Annotated in this window: 20 protein-coding genes; 18 read left to right on the top strand and 2 right to left on the bottom strand. The window is 69.0% G+C overall.

From position 1 onward, the window contains the following. Positions 1-18: 18 nt before the first annotated feature. The 15 genes from prmC to OG510_RS11035 all read left to right on the top strand — a co-directional run bounded on the left by prmC (position 19) and on the right by OG510_RS11035 (position 13,742). On the top strand, positions 19-864 hold the full coding sequence (gene prmC / locus OG510_RS11105) for a peptide chain release factor N(5)-glutamine methyltransferase (protein WP_327295228.1): 846 nt from the start codon (positions 19-21) through the stop codon (positions 862-864). 68 nt (positions 865-932) lie between these two features. Next, positions 933-1,580 carry an L-threonylcarbamoyladenylate synthase gene (locus OG510_RS11100; protein ID WP_406136627.1) on the top strand — a complete coding sequence of 216 codons (648 nt, stop codon included), beginning with the start codon at positions 933-935 and terminating at the stop codon, positions 1,578-1,580. Next, positions 1,577-2,224 carry a protein-tyrosine-phosphatase gene (locus OG510_RS11095; RefSeq protein WP_164264308.1) on the top strand — a complete coding sequence of 216 codons (648 nt, stop codon included), beginning with the start codon at positions 1,577-1,579 and terminating at the stop codon, positions 2,222-2,224. The genes OG510_RS11100 and OG510_RS11095 overlap by 4 nt, the downstream gene beginning before the upstream one ends. A 109-nt stretch (positions 2,225-2,333) precedes the next feature. Beyond that, positions 2,334-3,605, top strand: a complete 1,272-nt coding sequence (gene glyA, locus OG510_RS11090; protein WP_406136626.1) for a serine hydroxymethyltransferase — start codon at positions 2,334-2,336, stop codon at positions 3,603-3,605. Between the two features lie 106 nt (positions 3,606-3,711). Next, positions 3,712-5,082 carry an MraY family glycosyltransferase gene (locus OG510_RS11085; protein WP_406136625.1) on the top strand — a complete coding sequence of 457 codons (1,371 nt, stop codon included), beginning with the start codon at positions 3,712-3,714 and terminating at the stop codon, positions 5,080-5,082. A gap of 260 nt (positions 5,083-5,342) precedes the next feature. Further along, a complete protein-coding gene (locus OG510_RS11080) occupies positions 5,343-5,780 on the top strand; it encodes a hypothetical protein (protein ID WP_406136624.1) in 438 nt (145 codons plus the stop codon). Positions 5,781-5,987: 207 nt separating this feature from the next. After that, the gene (atpB, locus tag OG510_RS11075; protein ID WP_406136623.1) at positions 5,988-6,827 is read left to right on the top strand and encodes a F0F1 ATP synthase subunit A; all 840 of its coding nucleotides are present in this window, start codon (positions 5,988-5,990) and stop codon (positions 6,825-6,827) included. A 69-nt stretch (positions 6,828-6,896) separates the two neighbouring features. Further along, positions 6,897-7,145: a F0F1 ATP synthase subunit C gene (locus OG510_RS11070; protein WP_406136622.1), complete on the top strand. Its 249-nt coding sequence runs from the start codon at positions 6,897-6,899 to the stop codon at positions 7,143-7,145. Between the two features lie 40 nt (positions 7,146-7,185). Further along, positions 7,186-7,728, top strand: coding sequence for a F0F1 ATP synthase subunit B (locus OG510_RS11065; RefSeq protein WP_406136621.1), 543 nt, complete (start codon positions 7,186-7,188; stop codon positions 7,726-7,728). Further along, positions 7,725-8,540, top strand: a complete 816-nt coding sequence (locus OG510_RS11060; RefSeq protein ID WP_406136620.1) for a F0F1 ATP synthase subunit delta — start codon at positions 7,725-7,727, stop codon at positions 8,538-8,540. The genes OG510_RS11065 and OG510_RS11060 overlap by 4 nt, the downstream gene beginning before the upstream one ends. A 98-nt stretch (positions 8,541-8,638) precedes the next feature. After that, a complete protein-coding gene (gene atpA / locus OG510_RS11055) occupies positions 8,639-10,234 on the top strand; it encodes a F0F1 ATP synthase subunit alpha (RefSeq protein WP_406136618.1) in 1,596 nt (531 codons plus the stop codon). Positions 10,235-10,254: 20 nt separating this feature from the next. Beyond that, the gene (locus tag OG510_RS11050; RefSeq protein WP_406136617.1) at positions 10,255-11,184 is read left to right on the top strand and encodes a F0F1 ATP synthase subunit gamma; all 930 of its coding nucleotides are present in this window, start codon (positions 10,255-10,257) and stop codon (positions 11,182-11,184) included. After that, positions 11,185-12,636 (top strand): F0F1 ATP synthase subunit beta, encoded by a 1,452-nt coding sequence (atpD, locus tag OG510_RS11045; protein ID WP_406136616.1) that lies wholly within the window; start codon positions 11,185-11,187, stop codon positions 12,634-12,636. 166 nt (positions 12,637-12,802) lie between these two features. After that, entirely contained in the window at positions 12,803-13,177 is a 375-nt protein-coding gene (locus tag OG510_RS11040) for a F0F1 ATP synthase subunit epsilon (RefSeq protein WP_164264317.1), read from the top strand. A 118-nt stretch (positions 13,178-13,295) separates the two neighbouring features. Then, positions 13,296-13,742, top strand: coding sequence for a DUF2550 domain-containing protein (locus OG510_RS11035; RefSeq protein WP_266853019.1), 447 nt, complete (start codon positions 13,296-13,298; stop codon positions 13,740-13,742). Positions 13,743-13,958: 216 nt separating this feature from the next. Here OG510_RS11035 and OG510_RS11030 read toward each other — a convergent pair whose 3' ends face one another. Beyond that, on the bottom strand, positions 13,959-14,531 hold the full coding sequence (locus OG510_RS11030; RefSeq protein ID WP_164264319.1) for a cob(I)yrinic acid a,c-diamide adenosyltransferase: 573 nt from the start codon (positions 14,529-14,531) through the stop codon (positions 13,959-13,961). Positions 14,532-14,925: 394 nt separating this feature from the next. Here OG510_RS11030 and OG510_RS11025 point away from each other — a divergent pair, with 394 nt between their 5' ends. The 3 genes from OG510_RS11025 to OG510_RS11015 all read left to right on the top strand — a co-directional run bounded on the left by OG510_RS11025 (position 14,926) and on the right by OG510_RS11015 (position 19,091). After that, positions 14,926-15,774 (top strand): 3-hydroxyacyl-CoA dehydrogenase family protein, encoded by an 849-nt coding sequence (locus OG510_RS11025; RefSeq protein ID WP_406136615.1) that lies wholly within the window; start codon positions 14,926-14,928, stop codon positions 15,772-15,774. A gap of 146 nt (positions 15,775-15,920) precedes the next feature. Continuing rightward, the gene (locus tag OG510_RS11020; RefSeq protein WP_164264323.1) at positions 15,921-16,244 is read left to right on the top strand and encodes an STAS domain-containing protein; all 324 of its coding nucleotides are present in this window, start codon (positions 15,921-15,923) and stop codon (positions 16,242-16,244) included. 246 nt (positions 16,245-16,490) lie between these two features. After that, a complete protein-coding gene (locus OG510_RS11015; protein WP_406136614.1) occupies positions 16,491-19,091 on the top strand; it encodes an ATP-binding protein in 2,601 nt (866 codons plus the stop codon). A gap of 93 nt (positions 19,092-19,184) precedes the next feature. On the opposite strand, the gene nucS is transcribed toward OG510_RS11015, so the two are convergent. After that, positions 19,185-19,856 (bottom strand): endonuclease NucS, encoded by a 672-nt coding sequence (gene nucS, locus OG510_RS11010; RefSeq protein WP_164267471.1) that lies wholly within the window; start codon positions 19,854-19,856, stop codon positions 19,185-19,187. Between the last annotated feature and the right edge of the window lie 176 nt (positions 19,857-20,032).

Raw genomic sequence — 20,032 nt, 5'->3', positions numbered from 1 at the left:
CCCGTACTGGAGAACCGCATGAACCTGCTGCTTGCCGAGGTGGCCCAGGCCACCCAGCGGCTGGCCGACGCCGGCGTGCCCTCCCCGCGCTTCGACGCGGAGGAGCTCGCCGCCTTTGTGCACGGCGTCAAGCGGGGCGAGCTCCACAACGTCAAGGACGCGGACTTCGACGCCCGCTACTGGGAGACCATCGCCCGCCGCGAGGCACGTGAACCGCTCCAGCACATCACCGGGCGCGCGTTCTTCCGCTATCTGGAACTCCAGGTCGGCCCCGGAGTGTTCGTGCCCCGGCCGGAGACCGAGTCCGTCGTCGGCTGGGCCATAGACGCCGTACGCGCGATGGACGTCGTCGAGCCGCTGATCGTGGACCTCTGCACCGGCTCCGGCGCCATCGCGCTTGCCATGGCCCAGGAAGTGCCGCGCTCCCGTGTGCACGCCGTGGAGCTGTCCGACGACGCGCTGCGCTGGACCAGGAAGAACGCCGAAGGGTCCAGGGTCACCGTCCACCAGGGCGACGCGCTGAGCGCCCTGCCCGAACTCGACGGCCAGGTCGACCTGGTCATCTCCAACCCGCCGTACATCCCGCTCACCGAGTGGGAGTACGTCGCACCCGAGGCCCGTGACCACGACCCGGAGATGGCCCTCTTCTCCGGCGAGGACGGCCTCGACACGATCCGCGGTATCGAGCGCACCGCCCACCGTCTCCTCGTGCCCGGCGGCGTCGTCGTCATCGAGCACGCCGACACCCAGGGCGGCCAGGTCCCGTGGATCTTCACCGAGGAACGGGGCTGGGCCGACGCGGCCGACCACCCCGACCTGAACAACCGGCCCCGTTTCGCCACGGCCCGCAAGGCCCTGCCGTGACGATCGCAGGACCGGTTCCGCACCAGATTTCTCAGGCTCTGCAGGCTTTGCTCAGGGAGGCTCGCTAAATGGCACGGCGATACGACACCAACGATGCGACCGACCGCACCACCGGTCTGCGTGAGGCCGCGTCCGCCGTCCGCCGCGGCGAGCTCGTCGTACTTCCGACGGACACCGTGTACGGCATCGGCGCCGACGCCTTCAGCTCCGAGGGCGTGCGCGATCTGCTGGACGCCAAGGGGCGCGGCCGCAATATGCCCAGCCCCGTGCTCATCGGCTCCCCGAACACCCTGCACGGCCTGGTCACGGACTTCTCCGAGCAGGCGTGGGAGCTGGTCGACGCGTTCTGGCCGGGCGCGCTGACGCTCGTCGCCAAGCACCAGCCGTCGCTCCAGTGGGACCTCGGGGACACCCGCGGCACCGTCGCGGTGCGCATGCCGCTGCACCCGGTCGCCATCGAGCTGCTCACGGAGGTCGGCCCGATGGCCGTCTCCAGCGCCAATCTGACCGGCCACCCGGCGCCGGAGGACTGCGACGCGGCGCAGGAGATGCTCGGCGACTCCATCTCCGTCTACCTGGACGGCGGCCCCACCCCCGGCATCGTCCCGTCGTCGATCGTCGACGTCACCGGCGAGGTCCCCCTCCTGCTCCGCGCGGGCGCGCTCTCCGCCGAGGAACTGCGCAAGGTGGTACCCGACCTTGAGGTGGCCAATTGACAGCCCCTGAGGGGCGTGGCATAGGCGCGTCCGCCTCCGGCGGCACGTTCAGGATCCTCCACGTCAGCACCGGCAACGTCTGCCGCTCGCCGATCACCGAGCGGCTGACCCGGCATGCCCTGTCGGACCGTCTGGGCACCGGGCTCGCCGACGGCCTGATCGTGGAGTCCGCGGGCACCTGGGGCCACGAGGGCGCCCCGATGGAGGCCAACGCGGCGACCGTGCTCGCGGACTACGGCGCGGACGCCGGGGGCTTCCTCGGCCGCGAACTGCTCGACGACCATGTGATCCGGGCCGATCTGGTGCTCACCGCGACCCGCGACCACCGGGCGCAGGTCATCTCGATGGGGCACTCGGCGGGGCTGCGGACCTTCACGCTGAAGGAGTTCACCCGGCTGGTGCGGGCCATAGACCCGGCGACGCTGCCGGATCCGCTGGACGACGGTGTGGTGGAGCGGGCCCGGGCGCTGGTCAGGGCCGCTGCCGCGCTCCGGGGGTGGCTGCTGGCGCCGACGGTCGAGGCGGACGAGGTGAACGACCCGTACGGGGCGCCGATCACCTTCTTCCGGTCGATCGGCGACGAGATCAACCAGGCGCTCGACCCGGTGGTCACGGCGCTCACGGGGGTCGCGGCGCCGCACTGAGCGCCGGTACGCACCGCGGCGCCGCCGAGCGGTGCGCCGTACGGCAGCACACCGGCAGGCGCCCCCGCGCGGCCCGTCCTACATTGGACGGGACGCCGAGGAGCCCACGATGCCGGTCACCACCACCGCCCCCCACCCCGCCGGCTCGCACTCGGCCGGCCCCCACTCAGCCGGTTTCGACGCCCTGCGCAGGCAGGACCCCGAGATGGCCGATGTACTCATCGGCGAGGACGAGCGGCAGGCCACCTCGCTCCAGCTGATCGCGGCCGAGAACTTCACCTCACCCGCGGTACTGGCGGCGCTCGGCTCCTCGCTCGCCAACAAGTACGCCGAGGGCTATCCGGGCGCCCGCTACCACGGCGGCTGTGAGCTGGCCGATCTCGCCGAGCGGATCGCCTGTGAGCGGGCCGCAGCGCTCTTCGGAGCCGACCACGCGAACGTCCAGCCGCACTCGGGCTCATCGGCCGTCCTGGCGGCGTACGCGGCCCTTCTGCGGCCCGGTGACACCGTGCTGGCCATGGGACTTCCGCACGGCGGCCATCTCACGCACGGCTCGCCCGCCAACTTCTCCGGCCGCTGGTTCGACTTCGTCGGGTACGGCGTGGACGCGGAGAGCGGGCTCATCGACTACGACCAGGTCCGTGCCCTGGCGCGGCAGCACCGGCCCAGGGCGATCGTCTGCGGCTCCATCTCGTATCCGCGCCACCCGGACTACGCGGCCTTCCGGGAGATCGCCGACGAGGCGGGCGCCTATCTCATCGCGGACGCGGCCCACCCGATGGGCCTGATCGCCGGGGGAGCGGCGCCCAGCCCCGTGCCGTACGCGGATGTGGTCTGCGCCACCACCCACAAGGTGCTGCGCGGGCCCCGTGGCGGTCTCATCCTCTGCGGGGACGAGCTGGCCGACCGGATCGACCGGGCCGTCTTCCCCTTCACCCAGGGCGGCGCCCAGATGCACACGATCGCGGCCAAGGCGGTGGCCTTCGGCGAGGCCGCGGCCCCGGCGTTCGCCGCGTACGCGCACCAGGTGGTGGAGAACGCCCGGGTGCTCGCCGCCGGGCTGGCCGCCGAGGGCTTCGCCATCACCACCGGGGGGACCGACACCCACCTCATCACCGCCGACCCCGCGCCCCTGGGGACCGGCGGGGCGACCGCCCGCTCCCGGCTGGCGTCGGCCGGAATGGTCCTGGACACCTGCGCACTGCCCTACGGTGACGAGCGGGGCATCCGCCTGGGCACCGCCGCCGTCACCACGCAGGGCATGGCGGCGCCGGAGATGGCCGAGATCGCCGGGCTCTTCTCGGCCGCACTGCGTGAAGAGCGGGGGACCCGTGAAGAAGTCCGTGAACTCGCCAGGAGGTTTCCGTCGAATTCGGGCTAGAGCAGTACTCGTGCAACCATCGGAGCTACCCGTGTGTCCTCTACCTCATGCAGGCCGAAGCTAAGGTGTGGGGCTGAGATGGCCAGCGATATCTGTGGGGCAGCCCGTGCGTGAATACCTGCTGACGCTCTGCGTCACGGCCGCGGTGACGTATCTCCTGACCGGGCCGGTGCGGAAATTCGCCATCATGGCCGGGGCGATGCCGGAGATCCGGGCCCGTGATGTGCACCGTGAACCGACGCCGCGGCTCGGCGGCATCGCCATGTTCGGCGGCCTCTGCGCGGGGCTGCTGGTCGCGGCGCATCTGCAGAACCTCGGCAGCGTCTTCACGCTGTCGAACGAGCCGCGCGCGCTGCTCTCCGGCGCCGGACTGATCTGGATCATCGGTGTCCTGGACGACAAGTTCGAGATCGACGCCCTGATCAAGCTCGGCGGCCAGATGATCGCGGCGGGCGTGATGGTCATGCAGGGGCTGACGATCCTGTGGCTGCCCATCCCCGGTGTCGGCACCGTCTCGCTCACCCAGTGGCAGGGCACCCTGCTGACCGTCGCGCTGGTGGTGATCACCATCAACGCGGTGAACTTCGTGGACGGCCTGGACGGTCTCGCGGCCGGCATGGTCTGCATCGCGGCCGCCGCCTTCTTCATGTACGCGTACCGGATCTGGTACGGGTACGGGATCGAGGCCGCCGCCCCGGCGACCCTCTTCGCCGCGGTGCTGATGGGCATGTGCCTGGGCTTCCTGCCGCACAACATGCATCCGGCCCGGATCTTCATGGGCGACTCGGGGTCGATGATGATCGGCCTCGTCCTCGCGGCCGGCGCCATCTCGGTCACCGGCCAGGTCGACCCGGACGCGATGAGCCTGAACCTGGGCGGCGGGCGTGAGGCCACTCACGCGATGCTGCCGGTCTTCATCCCGCTCCTGATGCCGCTGACGATCATCGCGGTCCCCTTCGCGGACCTGGTGCTCGCGATCGTCCGGCGTACCTGGAACGGCCAGTCGCCGTTCGCCGCCGACCGCGGACATCTGCACCACCGGCTCCTGGAGATCGGGCACTCGCACAGCAGGGCGGTGCTGATCATGTACTTCTGGTCGGCCCTGTTCGCCTTCGGCGCCCTGGCCTACTCGGTGCGCTCCTCGTCCACCTGGATCCTGCTGGCGGTCGTCGCGCTGAGCGCGGTCGGTCTGGCGCTGCTGCTCATGCCGCGCTTCACCCCGCGCGCCCCGAAGTGGGCCCAGGGCTTCGTCCCGCCGCGCTACCGCAGGAGCGGCCGCCGGGCTTCCGGAGCGGAACCGGAGACAGCCGTTCCGGCAGAATGCGACGAGTCGGGCAATTCACGTGAAATGGAAGATTCCGCACCGCTCATTGCCGTGAGCGAGAGCGAGCCGATTCCCGCAGGCGTCAACGGGGCGACAGCAATTGGTCCCCGATCCGGGCTTCCCGATCGCCGTCAGGCCGGTACCTGGCGTTGAGCATTCCGCTCAACAGGCCCCAATATCAGGCATAACGACGGCCCGCATGCACAGACGCGCAAGTTCCCACTCATGTGTGACGGGCAGCACACTCCCATGGTAAAGACCTCATCAAATAGTTTGTGATACCGTTCACGAAACCCGGCGATGAAGCCGAAGGGCCGTAGTGCGACGGCTCTTTGGCCCGAGATTCCGTCTCGGACCGGGCCTACGCTCGTCCATGACGACACCCTGCCCCCACCCGAAGCGGAGCTGCCGCCATGCCCTCCAATGACGCCCGAACACTCCTCCAGACCGCAGTACCCACCGCTGCAGTCGGCGTTGTCGCCGCTGCGGTCAGCGGTGTGGTCGCGGGTGGCAAGGGGGCGATCGGCGCTCTCGTCGGCACGGTGGTCGTGATGGTCTTCATGGGGATCGGACTTGTCGTCCTGAACCGCACTGCGAAGTCCCTGCCGCACCTGTTCCAGGCCATGGGGCTGATGCTCTATACCGCACAGTTGTTGCTGCTCTTCATTTTCGTCGCGGTGTTCAAGAACACCACCTTGTTCAACCCAAAGTCTTTTGCCATCACGCTGGTTGTGGCGACGGTTGTCTGGATCGCGGCTCAGGCGCGGGCATATATGAAGGCCAAGATCCTCTACGTCGAACCGGACTCCGCCGACGGGCGCCAGCCCGAGAAGACGGGTTCGTCGAAGTGAAGGGTAGGGGCGGGATAAGCGGGCGTTCTGGATCCTGCTATCGTCCGGTTCCAACTGCGGCACTGCGGGCGCGGGCATCTGAGCTGACGCCTGCACCATCGCGAGGCTCACTGCCTGCCAGCCGCCCCCACATCCGTAACACCAGTCCAGTGCCGAACCGCGGCTGTTCGCCGCGCCGACACAACGAGGTTGCCGTACCTATGCGCCATGTTGAAGGAGCCCGCGGTGAGTGCTGACCCGACGCAGGTGCTCGCCTTCGAGACCGACTGCCACATCTTTGACGGCTGTGGATTCCCGGCTCCCGGCCTGCACTCGTTCCTGTTCAAGCCCCTGTGGGGCGACGGGGACAGCAACTTGTACTTCAACAAGACGATGCTGCTGGCACTGCTCGGCACGGTCGTCATCGTTGGGTTCTTCTGGGTAGCTTTCCGCAACCCCAAGGTTGTCCCCGGAAAGGTGCAGATGGTCGCCGAGGCCGGCTACGACTTCGTGCGCCGCGGAATCGTTTACGAGACGATCGGCAAGCGCGACGGCGAGAAGTACGTTCCGCTGGTCGTCAGCCTCTTCTTCTTCGTCTGGGTGATGAACCTCTGGTCGATCATCCCGGTCGCCCAGTTCCCCGTGACGGCGATTATTTCGTACCCGGCCGCGCTCGCTCTGATCGTCTATGTGCTGTGGGTCAGCCTGACGTTCAAGAAGCACGGATTCGTCGGCGCCTTCAAGAACTTCTCCGGCTACGACAAGTCCCTCGGTGCGGTCCTCCCGCTCTCGATGACCATCGAGCTCTTCTCCAACCTGCTGGTCCGGCCGTTCACTCACGCGGTCCGACTGTTCGCCAACATGTTCGCGGGCCACACGCTGCTGCTCCTCTTCACCATCGCCAGCTGGTACCTGCTGAACGGCATTGGCTTCGCTTATGCAGGCGTCTCGTTCGTGATGACGATCGTGATGACCGCTTTCGAACTCTTTATCCAAGCTGTCCAGGCCTATGTATTCGTACTGCTGACCTGCAGCTACATCCAGGGCGCTCTGGCCGAGCAGCACTGAGTACCCCACCTCCCTGAATCATCCGGTGGCCATCCCCCACCGGTCCATGAAAGAGAAGGAAGAACCGGCATGTCTGTTCTCCAGACCCTCGCCGCTGGCGTCGAAATCAAGGGCAACCTCGGCTCCATCGGTTACGGCCTCGCAGCCATTGGTCCCGGCGTCGGCGTCGGCATCATCTTCGGTAACGGTACTCAGGCACTCGCCCGTCAGCCTGAGGCTGCCGGTCTGATCCGCCAGAACCAGATTCTCGGCTTCGCCTTCTGTGAGGCGCTCGCCCTCATCGGTCTGGTCATGCCGTTCGTCTACCCGAGCTCCTGACCTCGGTCGCGAACAGCCCCATTAGACGGAAGGCACTGACGTGAACCCTCTGGTTCAGCTCGCGGCCGAGCAGGAAAACCCGCTCATCCCGCCGATCCCTGAGCTCGTCATCGGCTTTATCGCCTTTGTCATCGTCTTCGGTTTCCTCGCCAAGAAGCTGCTTCCGAACATCAACAAGGTTCTGGACCAGCGTCGCGAGGCCATCGAAGGCGGTATGGAGAAGGCGGACGCCGCCAAGCTCGAGGCCGAGAGCGTGCTTGAGCAGTACAAGGCTCAGCTCGCCGAGGCCCGGCACGAGGCCGCGCGGATGCGCCAGGAGGCGCAGGAGCAGGGTGCCGCGCTCATCACTGAGATGCGTGCGGAGGGCCAGCGTCAGCGTGAGGAAATCATCGCTGCCGGTCACACCCAGCTCGCGGCCGACCGCAAGCAGGCCGCGCAGTCGCTGCGCCAGGACGTGGGCAAGCTCGCCACCGACCTGGCAGGCAAGCTCGTCGGCGAGTCCCTCGAGGACCACGCCCGGCAGAGCCGCACGGTCGACCGTTTCCTCGATGAGCTTGAGGAGAAGGCCGAGGCTGCTCGATGAACGGCGCGAGCCGCGAGGCACTGGCCTCCGCACGTGAGCGTCTCGACGCGCTGACCGACAGTCCGTCGGCCGACGCGGCGAAGCTCGCCGACGAGCTGGCCGCTGTCACCGCGCTGCTCGACCGCGAGGTCTCGCTGCGCCGGGTCCTCACCGACCCGTCGCAGGCCGGTGAGGCCAAGGCCCAGCTGGCCGGACGGCTGCTCAGCGGTCAGGTCAGCGGGGACACCGCCGACCTGGTGGCCGGGCTTGTCCGGTCCCGCTGGTCGCAGTCCCGCGACCTGGTCGACACGGTCGAGGAACTCTCGGCCACCGCCGACCTCACCGCGGCCCAGCAGGCCGGCACGCTGGACGACGTGGAGGACGAGCTGTTCCGGTTCGGCCGGATCGTGACGTCCAGCACCGAGCTGCGGGCCGCGCTCACCGACCGCACCGCATCGGCCGGCGCCAAGAGCGAGCTGCTGCGCAGCCTGCTCGGCGGCAAGGCCGACGCGGTCACCGAGCGTCTGATCGTGCGCCTTGTGACCCAGCCGCGCGGACGTAGCCTGGAAGCGGGACTCGAGTCCCTGTCCAGGCTCGCCGCGGAGCGCAGGGACCGCACGGTCGCTGTGATCACCTCGGCGGTGCCGCTGAGCGACGGCCAGAAGGAGCGCCTCGGCGCCGTACTGGCCAAGCTGTACGGCCGCCGTATGCACCTCAACCTGGACGTGGACCCCGCGGTCCTCGGCGGGATCCAGGTGCGGGTCGGCGACGAAGTCATCAACGGCTCCATCGCTGACCGTCTCGACGAGGCGACTCGTCGGATGGCCGGCTGACCGGCTGACTCAGCCACCAACTCAACAGTACTGATAACGGCCCGAGTTGGGCCGACAAGTAATTGATTCGGGCCCAACAAGGAGAGCAGGGAACCCAGATGGCGGAGCTCACGATCCGGCCGGAGGAGATCCGGGGCGCACTGGAGACGTTTGTCCAGTCGTACCAGCCGGACGCGGCCTCGCGCGAGGAGGTCGGTACGGTCAGCGTGGCCGGCGACGGTATCGCGAAGGTCGAGGGTCTTCCCTCGGCCATGGCGAACGAGCTGCTGAAGTTCGAGGACGGCACGCTCGGTCTTGCGCTGAACCTTGAAGAGCGCGAGATCGGCGCGATCGTTCTCGGCGAGTTCAACGGGATCGAGGAGGGCCAGCCGGTGCAGCGCACCGGCGAGGTGCTCGCGGTCGGTGTCGGCGAGGGCTACCTCGGCCGCGTCGTCGACCCGCTCGGCAACCCGATCGACGGCCTCGGCGACATCGAGACCGAAGGCCGCCGTGCGCTGGAGCTCCAGGCTCCCGGCGTCATGGTGCGCAAGTCCGTGCACGAGCCGATGCAGACCGGCTACAAGGCCGTCGACGCCATGGTGCCGATCGGCCGCGGCCAGCGTCAGCTGATCATCGGCGACCGGCAGACCGGCAAGACCGCGCTGGCTGTCGACACGATCATCAACCAGCGCGACAACTGGCGCACCGGCGACCCGTCGAAGCAGGTCCGCTGCATCTACGTCGCCATCGGCCAGAAGGGCTCCACCATCGCGTCCGTACGCGGTGCGCTGGAGGAGGCGGGCGCCCTGGAGTACACGACGATCGTCGCTGCTCCGGCTTCCGACCCGGCCGGCTTCAAGTACCTGGCGCCGTACACCGGTTCGGCCATCGGCCAGCACTGGATGTACGCGGGCAAGCACGTCCTGATCATCTTCGACGACCTCTCGAAGCAGGCCGACGCCTACCGTGCCGTGTCCCTGCTGCTGCGCCGCCCGCCGGGCCGTGAGGCGTACCCGGGCGACGTCTTCTACCTGCACTCCCGTCTGCTGGAGCGCTGCGCGAAGCTCTCCGACGACATGGGCGCCGGCTCGATGACGGGTCTCCCGATCGTCGAGACCAAGGCGAACGACGTGTCGGCGTTCATCCCGACCAACGTCATCTCCATCACCGACGGCCAGTGCTTCCTGGAGTCCGACCTGTTCAACGCCGGCCAGCGGCCCGCGCTGAACGTCGGTATCTCGGTCTCCCGTGTCGGTGGCTCCGCCCAGCACAAGGCCATGAAGCAGGTCTCCGGCCGGCTCCGTGTCGACCTCGCCCAGTACCGCGAGCTGGAGGCGTTCGCCGCCTTCGGTTCCGACCTGGACGCGGCGTCGAAGGCGTCGCTGGAGCGCGGTAAGCGCATGGTCGAGCTGCTGAAGCAGGGCCAGTACGAGCCGATGCCCGTCGAGGAGCAGGTCGTCTCCGTCTGGGCCGGTACCACCGGCAAGATGGACGACGTCCCGGTCAACGACATCCGCCGCTTCGAGACCGAGCTGCTGGAGTACCTGCGCCGCGAGCGCAAGGAGCTCCTCACCTCGATCGCCGAGGGCGGCAAGATGTCGGACGACACAGTGACCTCGATCGCCGACGCGATCACCGCCTTCAAGCGGCAGTTCGAGACCTCGGACGGCCAGCTGCTGGGCGAGGACGCGCCGGCCGTCAACGTCTCCAAGTGACGACGGAAGGGACCTGACTCATGGGAGCCCAGCTCCGGGTCTACAAGCGTCGCATCCGATCCGTCACCGCGACCAAGAAGATCACCAAGGCGATGGAGATGATCGCCGCCTCGCGCATCGTCAAGGCGCAGCGCAAGGTGGCGGCATCGATGCCGTACGCGACCGAGCTCACCCGCGCGGTGACCGCGGTGGCGACCGGCTCCACGACCAACCACCCGCTCACCACCGAGGCCGAGTCCCCGGTCCGTGCCGCGATCGTGCTCATCACGAGCGACCGCGGTCTGGCCGGCGGGTACTCCTCCAACGCCATCAAGGCGGCGGAGCGGCTCACCGAGCGGCTGCGCGGCGAGGGCAAGGAGGTCGACACGTACATCGTCGGCCGCAAGGGTGTCTCGTACTACGGCTTCCGCGAGCGCAAGGTCGTGGAGTCGTGGACCGGGTTCACCGACAGCCCGACCTACGCGGACGCCAAGCGGGTCGCCGCACCCCTGATCGAGTCCATCGAGCGGGAGACGGCCGAGGGTGGCGTCGACGAACTGCACATCGTCTTCACGGAGTTCGTGTCGATGATCACGCAGAGCGCGGTCGACAGCCGGATGCTGCCTCTCTCCCTCGACGAGGCCGCTGAGGGCGGTACACCCACGGACAGCGCGAAGGGCGAGATCCTTCCGCTGTTCGACTTCGAGCCGTCGGCGGAGGACGTCCTCGACGCCCTGCTGCCGCGCTACGTCGAGAGCCGTGTCTACAACGCACTGCTTCAGTCGGCTGCTTCCGAGCACGCCGCCCGTCGCCGTGCGATGAAGTCGGCCACCGACAACGCCGGGGACCTCATCAAGAATCTCACCCGGCTTGCCAACGCGGCCCGCCAGGCCGAAATCACCCAGGAAATCAGCGAGATCGTCGGTGGCGCGAGCGCCCTGGCCGACGCGACCGCGGGGAGTGACAGGTAAATGACGACGACTACCGAAAGCGCCGTGACGGCCGCCGCCACGGGCCGCGTTGCCCGGGTCATCGGCCCGGTCGTCGACGTGGAGTTCCCCGTCGACGCGATGCCGGAGATCTACAACGCCCTCACCGTCCAGGTCGCTGACCCGGCCGAGGAAGGCAAGCTCAAGACGCTGACGCTCGAAGTGGCCCAGCACCTGGGCGACGGCGTGATCCGCGCGATCTCGATGCAGCCCACCGACGGTCTGGTCCGCCAGGCCCCGGTCACGGACACCGGCGACGGCATCACCGTGCCCGTCGGTGACATCACCAAGGGCAAGGTGTTCAACACCCTCGGTGAGATCCTGAACAAGCCCGAGGCCACGTCGGAGATCACCGAGCGCTGGCCGATCCACCGCAAGGCGCCGGCCTTCGACCAGCTCGAGTCGAAGACCAAGATGTTCGAGACCGGGATCAAGGTCATCGACCTTCTCACCCCGTACGTCACGGGTGGAAAGATCGGCCTGATGGGTGGTGCCGGTGTCGGCAAGACCGTCCTGATCCAGGAAATGATCTACCGCGTCGCCAACAACCACGACGGTGTGTCGGTGTTCGCGGGCGTCGGTGAGCGTACCCGTGAGGGCAACGACCTCATCGAGGAAATGGCCGAGTCCGGCGTCATCGACAAGACGGCGCTCGTCTTCGGTCAGATGGACGAGCCCCCGGGCACCCGTCTCCGTGTCGCGCTCGCCGGTCTGACCATGGCGGAGTACTTCCGCGATGTGCAGAAGCAGGACGTGCTCTTCTTCATCGACAACATCTTCCGTTACACCCAGGCCGGTTCCGAGGTCTCCACACTGCTCGGCCGTATGCCGTCCGCGGTGGGTTACCAGCCGAACCTGGCCGACGAGATGGGTCTGCTGCAGGAGCGCATCACCTCGACGCGTGGTCACTCGATCACCTCGATGCAGGCGATCTACATCCCCGCGGACGACCTGACCGACCCGGCGCCGGCGGCCACCTTCGCCCACCTGGACGCGGTCACCGTGCTGTCGCGTCCGATCTCGGAGAAGGGCATCTACCCGGCGGTCGACCCGCTGGACTCGTCGTCCCGGATCCTGGACCCCCGGTACATCGCGAAGGACCACTACGAAGCGGGTATGCGCGTCAAGGGGATCCTCCAGAAGTACAAGGACCTCCAGGACATCATCGCGATCCTCGGTATCGACGAGCTGGGCGAGGAGGACAAGCTCGTTGTCCACCGTGCCCGTCGTGTCGAGCGCTTCCTGTCGCAGAACACCCACGTCGCCAAGCAGTTCACCGGCGTGGACGGTTCGGACGTGCCGCTCGACGAGTCGATCACCGCGTTCAACGCGATCTGCGACGGTGACTACGACCACTTCCCCGAGCAGGCGTTCTTCATGTGCGGTGGCATCGAGGACCTCAAGGCCAACGCCAAGGAGCTCGGCGTTTCCTGAGTCGTACCGGCTCGGTCACACCCATCCGTGACCGGGCCGGACCGGCTCGTGTGAGTCATCCGACTCGAGTGAGAGGGGCGGGCGCGTCCCGTCCCTCTCCTCACGCCCATTAGACTTTGACCCAACACCCGGCAGCAGTGCCGGGTGGTGACCCGAGGAGCCACCCTTGGCTGCTGAGCTGCACGTCGAGCTGGTCGCGGCGGACCGTAGTGTCTGGTCCGGCGAAGCGACACTGGTTGTCGCGCGCACCACGTCCGGCGACATCGGCGTCATGCCCGGTCACCAGCCGCTGCTCGGTGTGCTGGAATCGGGCCCGGTGACCATTCGTACGAGCGAGGGCGGGACGGTCGTTGCCGCTGTGCACGGCGGTTTCCTCTCGTTCGCCGACAACAAGCTTTCGCTGCTGGCCGAGATCGCTGAGCTGGCGGACGAGATCGATGTCCAGCGCGCCGAGCGTGCGCTGGAGAGCGCGAAGTCGGAGGATGACGCCGTCGCCGAGCGACGCGCCGACGTCCGACTGCGTGCGGTGACGGGGAACTGACGCCTCCCACCGAGATTTGACCTCAGCCGCGGCCCGTCCGGAACCATCCGGACCGGGTCGCGGCTGAGGCGATGCAGAACCAGTTCCCTTACGGCATGAGGCGAGGAGGTCGGTGTAGATGATCCTCGCTCTGCTTGTGTGCGGCCTGGTCGTCGTACTGGTAGCGGTGGGACTCTTCGTCTTCGGCCTGCGCCGGCGGCTGATCCAGCGTTCCGGGGGCACGTTCGACTGCAGTGTCCGCTGGGACCTGCCGGAGAAACCGGACGTGTCCGGCAAAGGCTGGGTGTACGGGGTGGCCCGGTACAGCGGCGACCGCATCATGTGGTTCCGCGTCTTCTCCTACGCCCCGCGCCCGCGCCGCACGCTGGAGCGCCAGTCCATCGAGGTCGTGTCCCGGCGTACGCCGGAGGGCGAGGAGGAGCTGGCGTTGCTCTCCGATGCGATCGTGCTCCGATGTTCGCACCAGGGCGTCCGTCTCGAACTCGCGATGAGCGAGGACGCCCTGACCGGCTTCCTCGCCTGGCTGGAAGCAGCACCACCGGGCCAGCGGGTCAATGTGGCTTAGAAAATAGGGGCCTCGCTGGATGGGGGTCCCCCCGGACGGAGTCTGGGGGAGGGTCAATGTGGCTTAGAAAATAGGGGCCTCGCTGGATGGGGGTCCCCCCGGACGGAGTCTGGGGGAGGGTCAATGTGGCTTAGAAAATAGGGGCCTCGCTGGATGGGGGTCCCCCCGGACGGAGTCTGGGGGAGGGCCAATGTGGCTTGAGGCGGGCTCCGCTGTTCACCGCTCGCCGCCCGGGACCCACAGCACGTCCCCGATCTCCTTGTTCGCGGTGCGGGCCAGGATGAACAGCAGGTCGGACAGCCGGTTCAGATAGGTCGCGGTGAGCGCGTTCATCACCTCGCCGTGCACTTCGAGCGCCGCCCAGGTCGACCGCTCGGCCCTGCGCACCACTGTGCACGCCTGGTGCAGCAGCGCGGCCCCCGGTGTGCCGCCCGGCAGAATGAAGCTCCGCAGCTTCTCCAGGTCATCGAGGAAGCGGTCGCAGTCGGCCTCCAGCTTGTCGATGTACGACTGCTCCACCCGCAGCGGCGGGTACTCCGGGTTCTCCACCACGGGCGTGGACAGGTCGGCCCCCACGTCGAACAGGTCGTTCTGGACCCGGACGAGTACCTTCACCACCTCGTCGGACAGAGCGCCGAGCGCGACGGCGGTGCCGATGACCGCGTTGGCCTCGTTGGCGTCGGCGTACGCGGAGATCCGCAGATCGGTCTTGGCGGTCCGGCTCATGTCGCCGAGCGCGGTGGTGCCCTTGTCGCCGGTACGGGTGTAGATGCGCGTCAGATTGACCATGGAGCCGAGCCTAACGGGGCGCGGTCAGCCACCGGTCCCGCGGACGACCGGCTTTTTCATGACGGAGCCCCCGGCGGCGATGTGACGGGGGTGTTCTGGAACGAGGCGAACCGCCGCCGTCCCTCGTTCCGTACGGCCGTGAGGGTGATGACGGACTGCCTCGTACCGTCTGGGTCGTCGTACGGCCGGCGAGCCCCGGATCTCCCGGGCGGCACGGAAGAGGTCCAGGGGGAGAAAGTGCTCAACTACGCAGTAAGGGCCTGAGGATGACGCCCCGGAGTGTGATGTCCGCCATGTGGGACGTGACGCGCATCTCTTAGCCACCACAAGGCGGCCCGCTCCCTATAGCCTCCGCCCCAGAGCCGTTTGCAGAATGCCGTTGAAGGGGTGCCAATTGGCCAGGAAGCTCGCTGTCATCGGAGCCGGACTCATGGGTTCCGGAATTGCGCAGGTGTCGGCTCAGGCCGGCTGGGACGTTGTTCTGCGTGATGTCACCGATGCGGCCGTGACCCGCGGCACCGACACCATCAAGGCGTCCTACGAGCGGTTCGTCGCGAAGGGCAAGCTGGCGGCGGACGAGGCCGAGGCCGCGCTCGCGCGGATCACCACCACCACCGATCTGGACGCGGCCGCCGACGCGGACATCGTGGTGGAGGCGGTCTTCGAGAAGCTCGAGGTCAAGCACGAGATCTTCCGCGCCCTGGACAAGCTCGTACGGGAGGACACGGTCCTCGCCTCCAACACATCGGCGATCCCGATCACCAAGATCGCGGCGGTGACGGAGCGCCCGGAGCGGGTCGTGGGCGCGCACTTCTTCTCGCCCGTTCCGATGATGCAGCTGTGCGAACTGGTCCGCGGCTACAAGACGAGCGACGAAACCCTCGCCACCGCACGGGAGTTCGCCGAGTCCGTCGGAAAGACCTGCATCGTGGTCAACCGTGACGTGGCCGGCTTCGTCACCACCCGGCTCATCTCCGCGCTCGTGGTCGAGGCGGCGAAGCTGTACGAGTCGGGTGTGGCCACCGCCGAGGACATCGACACCGCCTGCAAGCTCGGATTCGGCCACGCCATGGGGCCGCTGGCCACCGCGGACCTGACCGGTGTCGACATCCTGCTGCACGCCACGGGCAATATCTACACAGAATCCCAGGATGAGAAGTTCGCTCCGCCGGAGCTGATGCGCCGAATGGTCGACGCGGGTGACATCGGCCGAAAGAGCGGGCAGGGGTTCTACAAGCACTGAATCGACAGCTTGCCCCCGCGATCACCCGGTTGGGTGAATTCGGTATCGGTTCGCTTACGGACGGCAACTTCTTTCCCGGCGGGGCAGTCAGTTCAGTGACAGACGTGAAAGACGTGACGGAGTCCGAGAACTCTCGGGGAGCGCATATGCATATCAGGGGCGACCACGTCGAGCTGGTCGTCGGGGGCCGCCTCGACGTCCGCAGCGCGGCGGACGCCCGTACGGTCCTGCACTCGGCAGTCGACGACGGTGTCGGCGATCTCGTGCTCGACCTGACCGAACTCGACTCGTGGGACGCCACCGGGCTCGGGGTGATCATGGGCGTCCACCGGCGCGCCGGGAGATGCGGACGCCGGCTGGTCCTGCGCGGGGTGCCGCCGCAGATGCAGCGCCTCCTGGTGGCGACCCGGCTGCACCGCATTCTGGCCATTGAGGGCGGCATCGCCGCCGAGTGCCTGCCGCGCGTCTGACGCACCCGCGAACCCGACCACCCGCGAGCCCGACCGTCCGAACCGTTTCCGCCGCACCGGGGGCGCTTCCGCCGTACCCGCCGCACAGGGACCCCGAGTGGTGACGGATACTGGCCCAAGGTCTAGGGTTCGGTCGCCTACTGATTGACGAACCCATGTGCGGTAGGCACCGGACCAGAAGCGACAGCGTGGTGTGCGAGGCCGGGAAGGCAGACCGCGCGCAACGCCAGCTGGGGGCTTTCACCTATGGACCCGAAGAACAGCAGACCGGACGAGTACGGCCAGGACCCCGGCCACCGCCCGGCGCGGCCCGCTGGTCCGGCGTCGCCCCGGCAGCCGCGGGACCCGCTCGCACCCGACTTCGGGCAGCAGGCGCCCGCCCGCGCCCGCACCGTGCGGCTCGTCACCGGTGACTTCCTGGTCACGGTGAACCCGGTCGACGGCAGTGAGATCGAACACTGCCCGCCCGGCGAACACCCCGGCACACCCGCCAGGTACAGCCCCGAGGAGCGCGCGGACCTGCTGCGCGCCGCGGGGCCCCCGGTGCCGCCGGGCCCCGCGGGGCCCGAACTCCCGCTGCTCGAACGGCAGGAGGAGCACGAGCGGCTCGTACGCCTGCTGGCGCGCGGCCGTTCCGTCCGGCTGACCGGCGCGGCAGGCTCCGGCCGTACCTCGCTGCTCGACGCCGTGGCCCGGGACTGCGCGGGCTTCGCCCCCGACGGGGTCGTACGGCTCTCCGGATACCACCGCACCCCCGCCGACCTGCTGTACGGGCTCTTCGCCGCCGTCCACCGCGCCCCCCTGCACCGGCCCGCCAGGGCCGAGCTGCTCACCCTGGTACGCGGGATCGGCGCGATCGTCGTCCTGGACGACCTGGAGTTCGGCGGAGCGGCCCTGGAGGAGCTGCTCGACGCCACTCCCGAGTGCGCCTTCCTGCTCTCCGTCACCCCCGACGTGGCCGCCCCGCTCCCCGAGTCCCTCCTGGAGGAGGTCTTCCTCGGCGGTCTCGGGCGCAGCGCATCGCTCGACCTCCTGGAGCGCGCCGTGGAGCGGCCGCTCACCGAGGAGGAGGCCAACTGGGCGGGCGACCTGTGGTTCGAGTCCGAGGGGCTGCCGCTGCGCTTCGTCCAGGCGGGCGCACTGCTGCGCCGGCGCGCCCTGCCACCTGCGGCACCGGGCGCGTACCCCGGGCCGGGCGCCGACGACGGCTTCACCGCCGGGACCGTTGCCACCGGCGGCCCGGCCGCTGACACCCCCGACGTACCGCTGCCCACCCTCGGCCAGGGCGCCGCGCCCGCGCAGCTGCTCGCCGAGGGGCTGAGCGATTCGGCACGGGCCACCCTGGCCTTCGCCGTCGCGCTCGGCGGCGAGGTGCCGCACCAGGCCCATCTGCCCGCACTGGTCGGTGACACCCACGCCGACACGGCGGTGGGGGAGCTGGCCGGGTCCGGGCTGCTCTCCCCGGCCGGCTCGCACTACCGGCTGGCCGCCGGGGTCGTCCAGCAGCTGGAGGCCGGGGGATACGCCGACGACTCCACCGGGCACGCGCTGACCGCGGCCCAGCACTACGCGTGGTGGGCCGGGCACCCCTCGGTGGCACCCGAGCGGGCCACCGCCGAGGCGGACGCCGTCCTCGCCGCGATGACCGCACTCGTACCGGGCACCGAGGCCGGACACCCCAGCGCCGCCGTGCTGCTGGCCCGCAGCGCCGCTCCCGCCTTCGCGGCCGGACTGCACTGGAATGCCTGGGAGCGCGCCCTGCGGACCGGCCAGGAGGCCGCCAGGCTCTCCGGCGAGGTCGCCGAAGAGGCGTACTTCCACCACGAGTTGGGCGTACTGGCGCTCTGCACCGGCAATCCGGACCGGGCGCTGGCCGAACTGGAGGCGTCGATAGCGCTGCGCGGCGCGCTGGCCGACAAGGCGGGCACGGTCGCGGGGCGCAGGGCGCTCGCGCTCATCGCCGACCGCTCGGGAGCCGCGTCGCTCGGTGGCTATGTGCCCGGCGCTCCTGGCGACACCCCGCCGCAGGGGGCCGGGACCGTGACGCCCGCGTACGAGGTCACGCCCCCGCCGCCCGTCGGCTCGGGCGCGGCAGGCGCCGTCGTCTCGCTCTCCCCGGTGCCGCCCGACGACCACATCACCCTGGCCACCCCGCAGGTGACCCCGGCGAGCGCCGCTCCGCAGAGCCGGCGCCGTACGGTACTCGGCGGCGCCCGCCGCAATCTGGTCGCGGCCGGAGCCGGTGTGCTGCTCGCCGGAGTGCTGGGCACCGTGGTGACCCTCGGCGCGACGGGTGACAGCGACTCCGGGCCCGGCGACACCGGTCCCGGCCGCTCGGTCAACGACAACAGCGGCAAGGACGGGATGAGCGCGGACGAGCCCACGCTGTCCACACCGGGCACATCGGACGGCTCGACCGGCAGCGGTGCCACCGGCCCCGCCACGTCTTCCGGCCCGAGCGCCACCGACAGCGACCGGCCCACCGGGAGCAGCACACCGTCGGACGGAGCGTCGACACCGGGCGACAAGCCCTCGTCACCGTCGGACAAGCCGTCCGACTCCGGGAAGCCGCCCACGCAGCCGTCGCACACGCCGCCGACCAAGCCCTCGCACTCACCGCCCAGCAGCCCGTCCACGCCGCCGAGCGACCCGCCCAGCAGCCCGAGTCCCAGCCCGTCGGACTCCACGCCCGACGACCCGCCGCCGGCGGACTCGCCCTCGTCCACGCAGAGCGTCATGCGGCCCTCCACGGCCTCCAGTGGGCCCGTGGACAGCGGGAGCCCGTCCACGCCTCCCGCGGACACGTCCGCGTCCCCCTCAAGCGCCTCGGACCCCGCGGCGGACTGACCGGGCCTACACACGCGCGTACAGCACGTGCCTACTGCAGAAGCCCCGGCGGACGAGCTGTCCGCCGGGGCTTCTGCAGTGCCGTGCCCGTTCCTAGAAGAGCCGCAGCTTGTCGTCCTCGATGCCACGCATCGCGTCGTAGTCGAGCACCACACACTCGATCCCGCGGTCCGTCGCCAGGACCCGTGCCTGCGGCTTGATCTCCTGCGCCGCGAACACGCCCTTCACCGGGGCCAGATGGGGATCCCGGTTCAGCAGCTCCAGGTAGCGGGTGAGCTGCTCCACACCGTCGATGTCGCCGCGCCGCTTCAGCTCGACGGCCACGGTCCCGCCGTCCGCGTCCCGGCAGAGGATGTCCACCGGGCCGATCGCCGTCATGTATTCACGCCGAATCAGAGTGTGGCCCTCACCGAGGGTTTCGATCCGGTCGGCGAGGAGTTCCTGGAGGTGGGCCTCCACACCGTCCTTGATGAGCCCCGGGTCGACGCCCAGCTCGTGCGAGGAGTCGTGGAGGACCTCCTCCATCGTGATGATGAGCTTCTCGCCCGCCTTGTTCACGACCGTCCACTGACCGGTGTCGTCCCCTGTCCCCTCCTTCAGAGTGCAGGGCGGAGACATCCAGTTGAGGGGCTTGTACGCCCTGTCGTCCGCATGAATCGAGACGCTTCCGTCGGCCTTGACCAGAATCAGGCGCGGAGCGGACGGGAGATGGGCGGTGAGGCGGCCCGCATAGTCGACGGAGCAGCGGGCGATGACGAGACGCATGGTCGGCAACGCTACTCGACATCGCGGCTTGTACGCGATTCGCCCTGAACAACCCCGTTCGTTATTGGCCGGTTGTGTGCCCATTCTCCTGGTGCGGGCGCCTGCGCACGCATACCGTGGAAGCAGGAGGTTGTCGCGCGTGTACTCTGCGTCGCGATTCTCCCGTCCCTGCCCGT

This window comes from Streptomyces sp. NBC_01089, from assembly GCF_045162975.1.
GTDB lineage: Bacteria > Actinomycetota > Actinomycetes > Streptomycetales > Streptomycetaceae > Streptomyces.
Note: the sequence above shows the minus strand (reverse complement) of the source record. Positions and strands in the feature narration are given on the sequence as shown.

Bases quoted from the DNA above. Each gene is read 5' to 3' on its own strand.
- OG510_RS11070 (WP_406136622.1), top strand. From the start codon at position 6,897: ATGTCTGTTCTCCAGACCCTCGCCGCTGGCGTCGAAATCAAGGGCAAC.
- atpA (WP_406136618.1), top strand. From the start codon at position 8,639: ATGGCGGAGCTCACGATCCGGCCGGAGGAGATCCGGGGCGCACTGGAG.
- OG510_RS11015 (WP_406136614.1), top strand. From the start codon at position 16,491: ATGGACCCGAAGAACAGCAGACCGGACGAGTACGGCCAGGACCCCGGC.
- atpB (WP_406136623.1), top strand. From the start codon at position 5,988: ATGTTGAAGGAGCCCGCGGTGAGTGCTGACCCGACGCAGGTGCTCGCC.
- OG510_RS11020 (WP_164264323.1), top strand. From the start codon at position 15,921: ATGCATATCAGGGGCGACCACGTCGAGCTGGTCGTCGGGGGCCGCCTC.
- OG510_RS11035 (WP_266853019.1), top strand. From the start codon at position 13,296: ATGATCCTCGCTCTGCTTGTGTGCGGCCTGGTCGTCGTACTGGTAGCG.
- OG510_RS11050 (WP_406136617.1), top strand. From the start codon at position 10,255: ATGGGAGCCCAGCTCCGGGTCTACAAGCGTCGCATCCGATCCGTCACC.
- nucS (WP_164267471.1), bottom strand. From the start codon at position 19,856: ATGCGTCTCGTCATCGCCCGCTGCTCCGTCGACTATGCGGGCCGCCTC.
- OG510_RS11100 (WP_406136627.1), top strand. From the start codon at position 933: ATGGCACGGCGATACGACACCAACGATGCGACCGACCGCACCACCGGT.
- OG510_RS11030 (WP_164264319.1), bottom strand. From the start codon at position 14,531: ATGGTCAATCTGACGCGCATCTACACCCGTACCGGCGACAAGGGCACC.
- prmC (WP_327295228.1), top strand. From the start codon at position 19: ATGAACCTGCTGCTTGCCGAGGTGGCCCAGGCCACCCAGCGGCTGGCC.
- glyA (WP_406136626.1), top strand. From the start codon at position 2,334: ATGCCGGTCACCACCACCGCCCCCCACCCCGCCGGCTCGCACTCGGCC.
- OG510_RS11060 (WP_406136620.1), top strand. From the start codon at position 7,725: ATGAACGGCGCGAGCCGCGAGGCACTGGCCTCCGCACGTGAGCGTCTC.
- atpD (WP_406136616.1), top strand. From the start codon at position 11,185: ATGACGACGACTACCGAAAGCGCCGTGACGGCCGCCGCCACGGGCCGC.
- OG510_RS11080 (WP_406136624.1), top strand. From the start codon at position 5,343: ATGCCCTCCAATGACGCCCGAACACTCCTCCAGACCGCAGTACCCACC.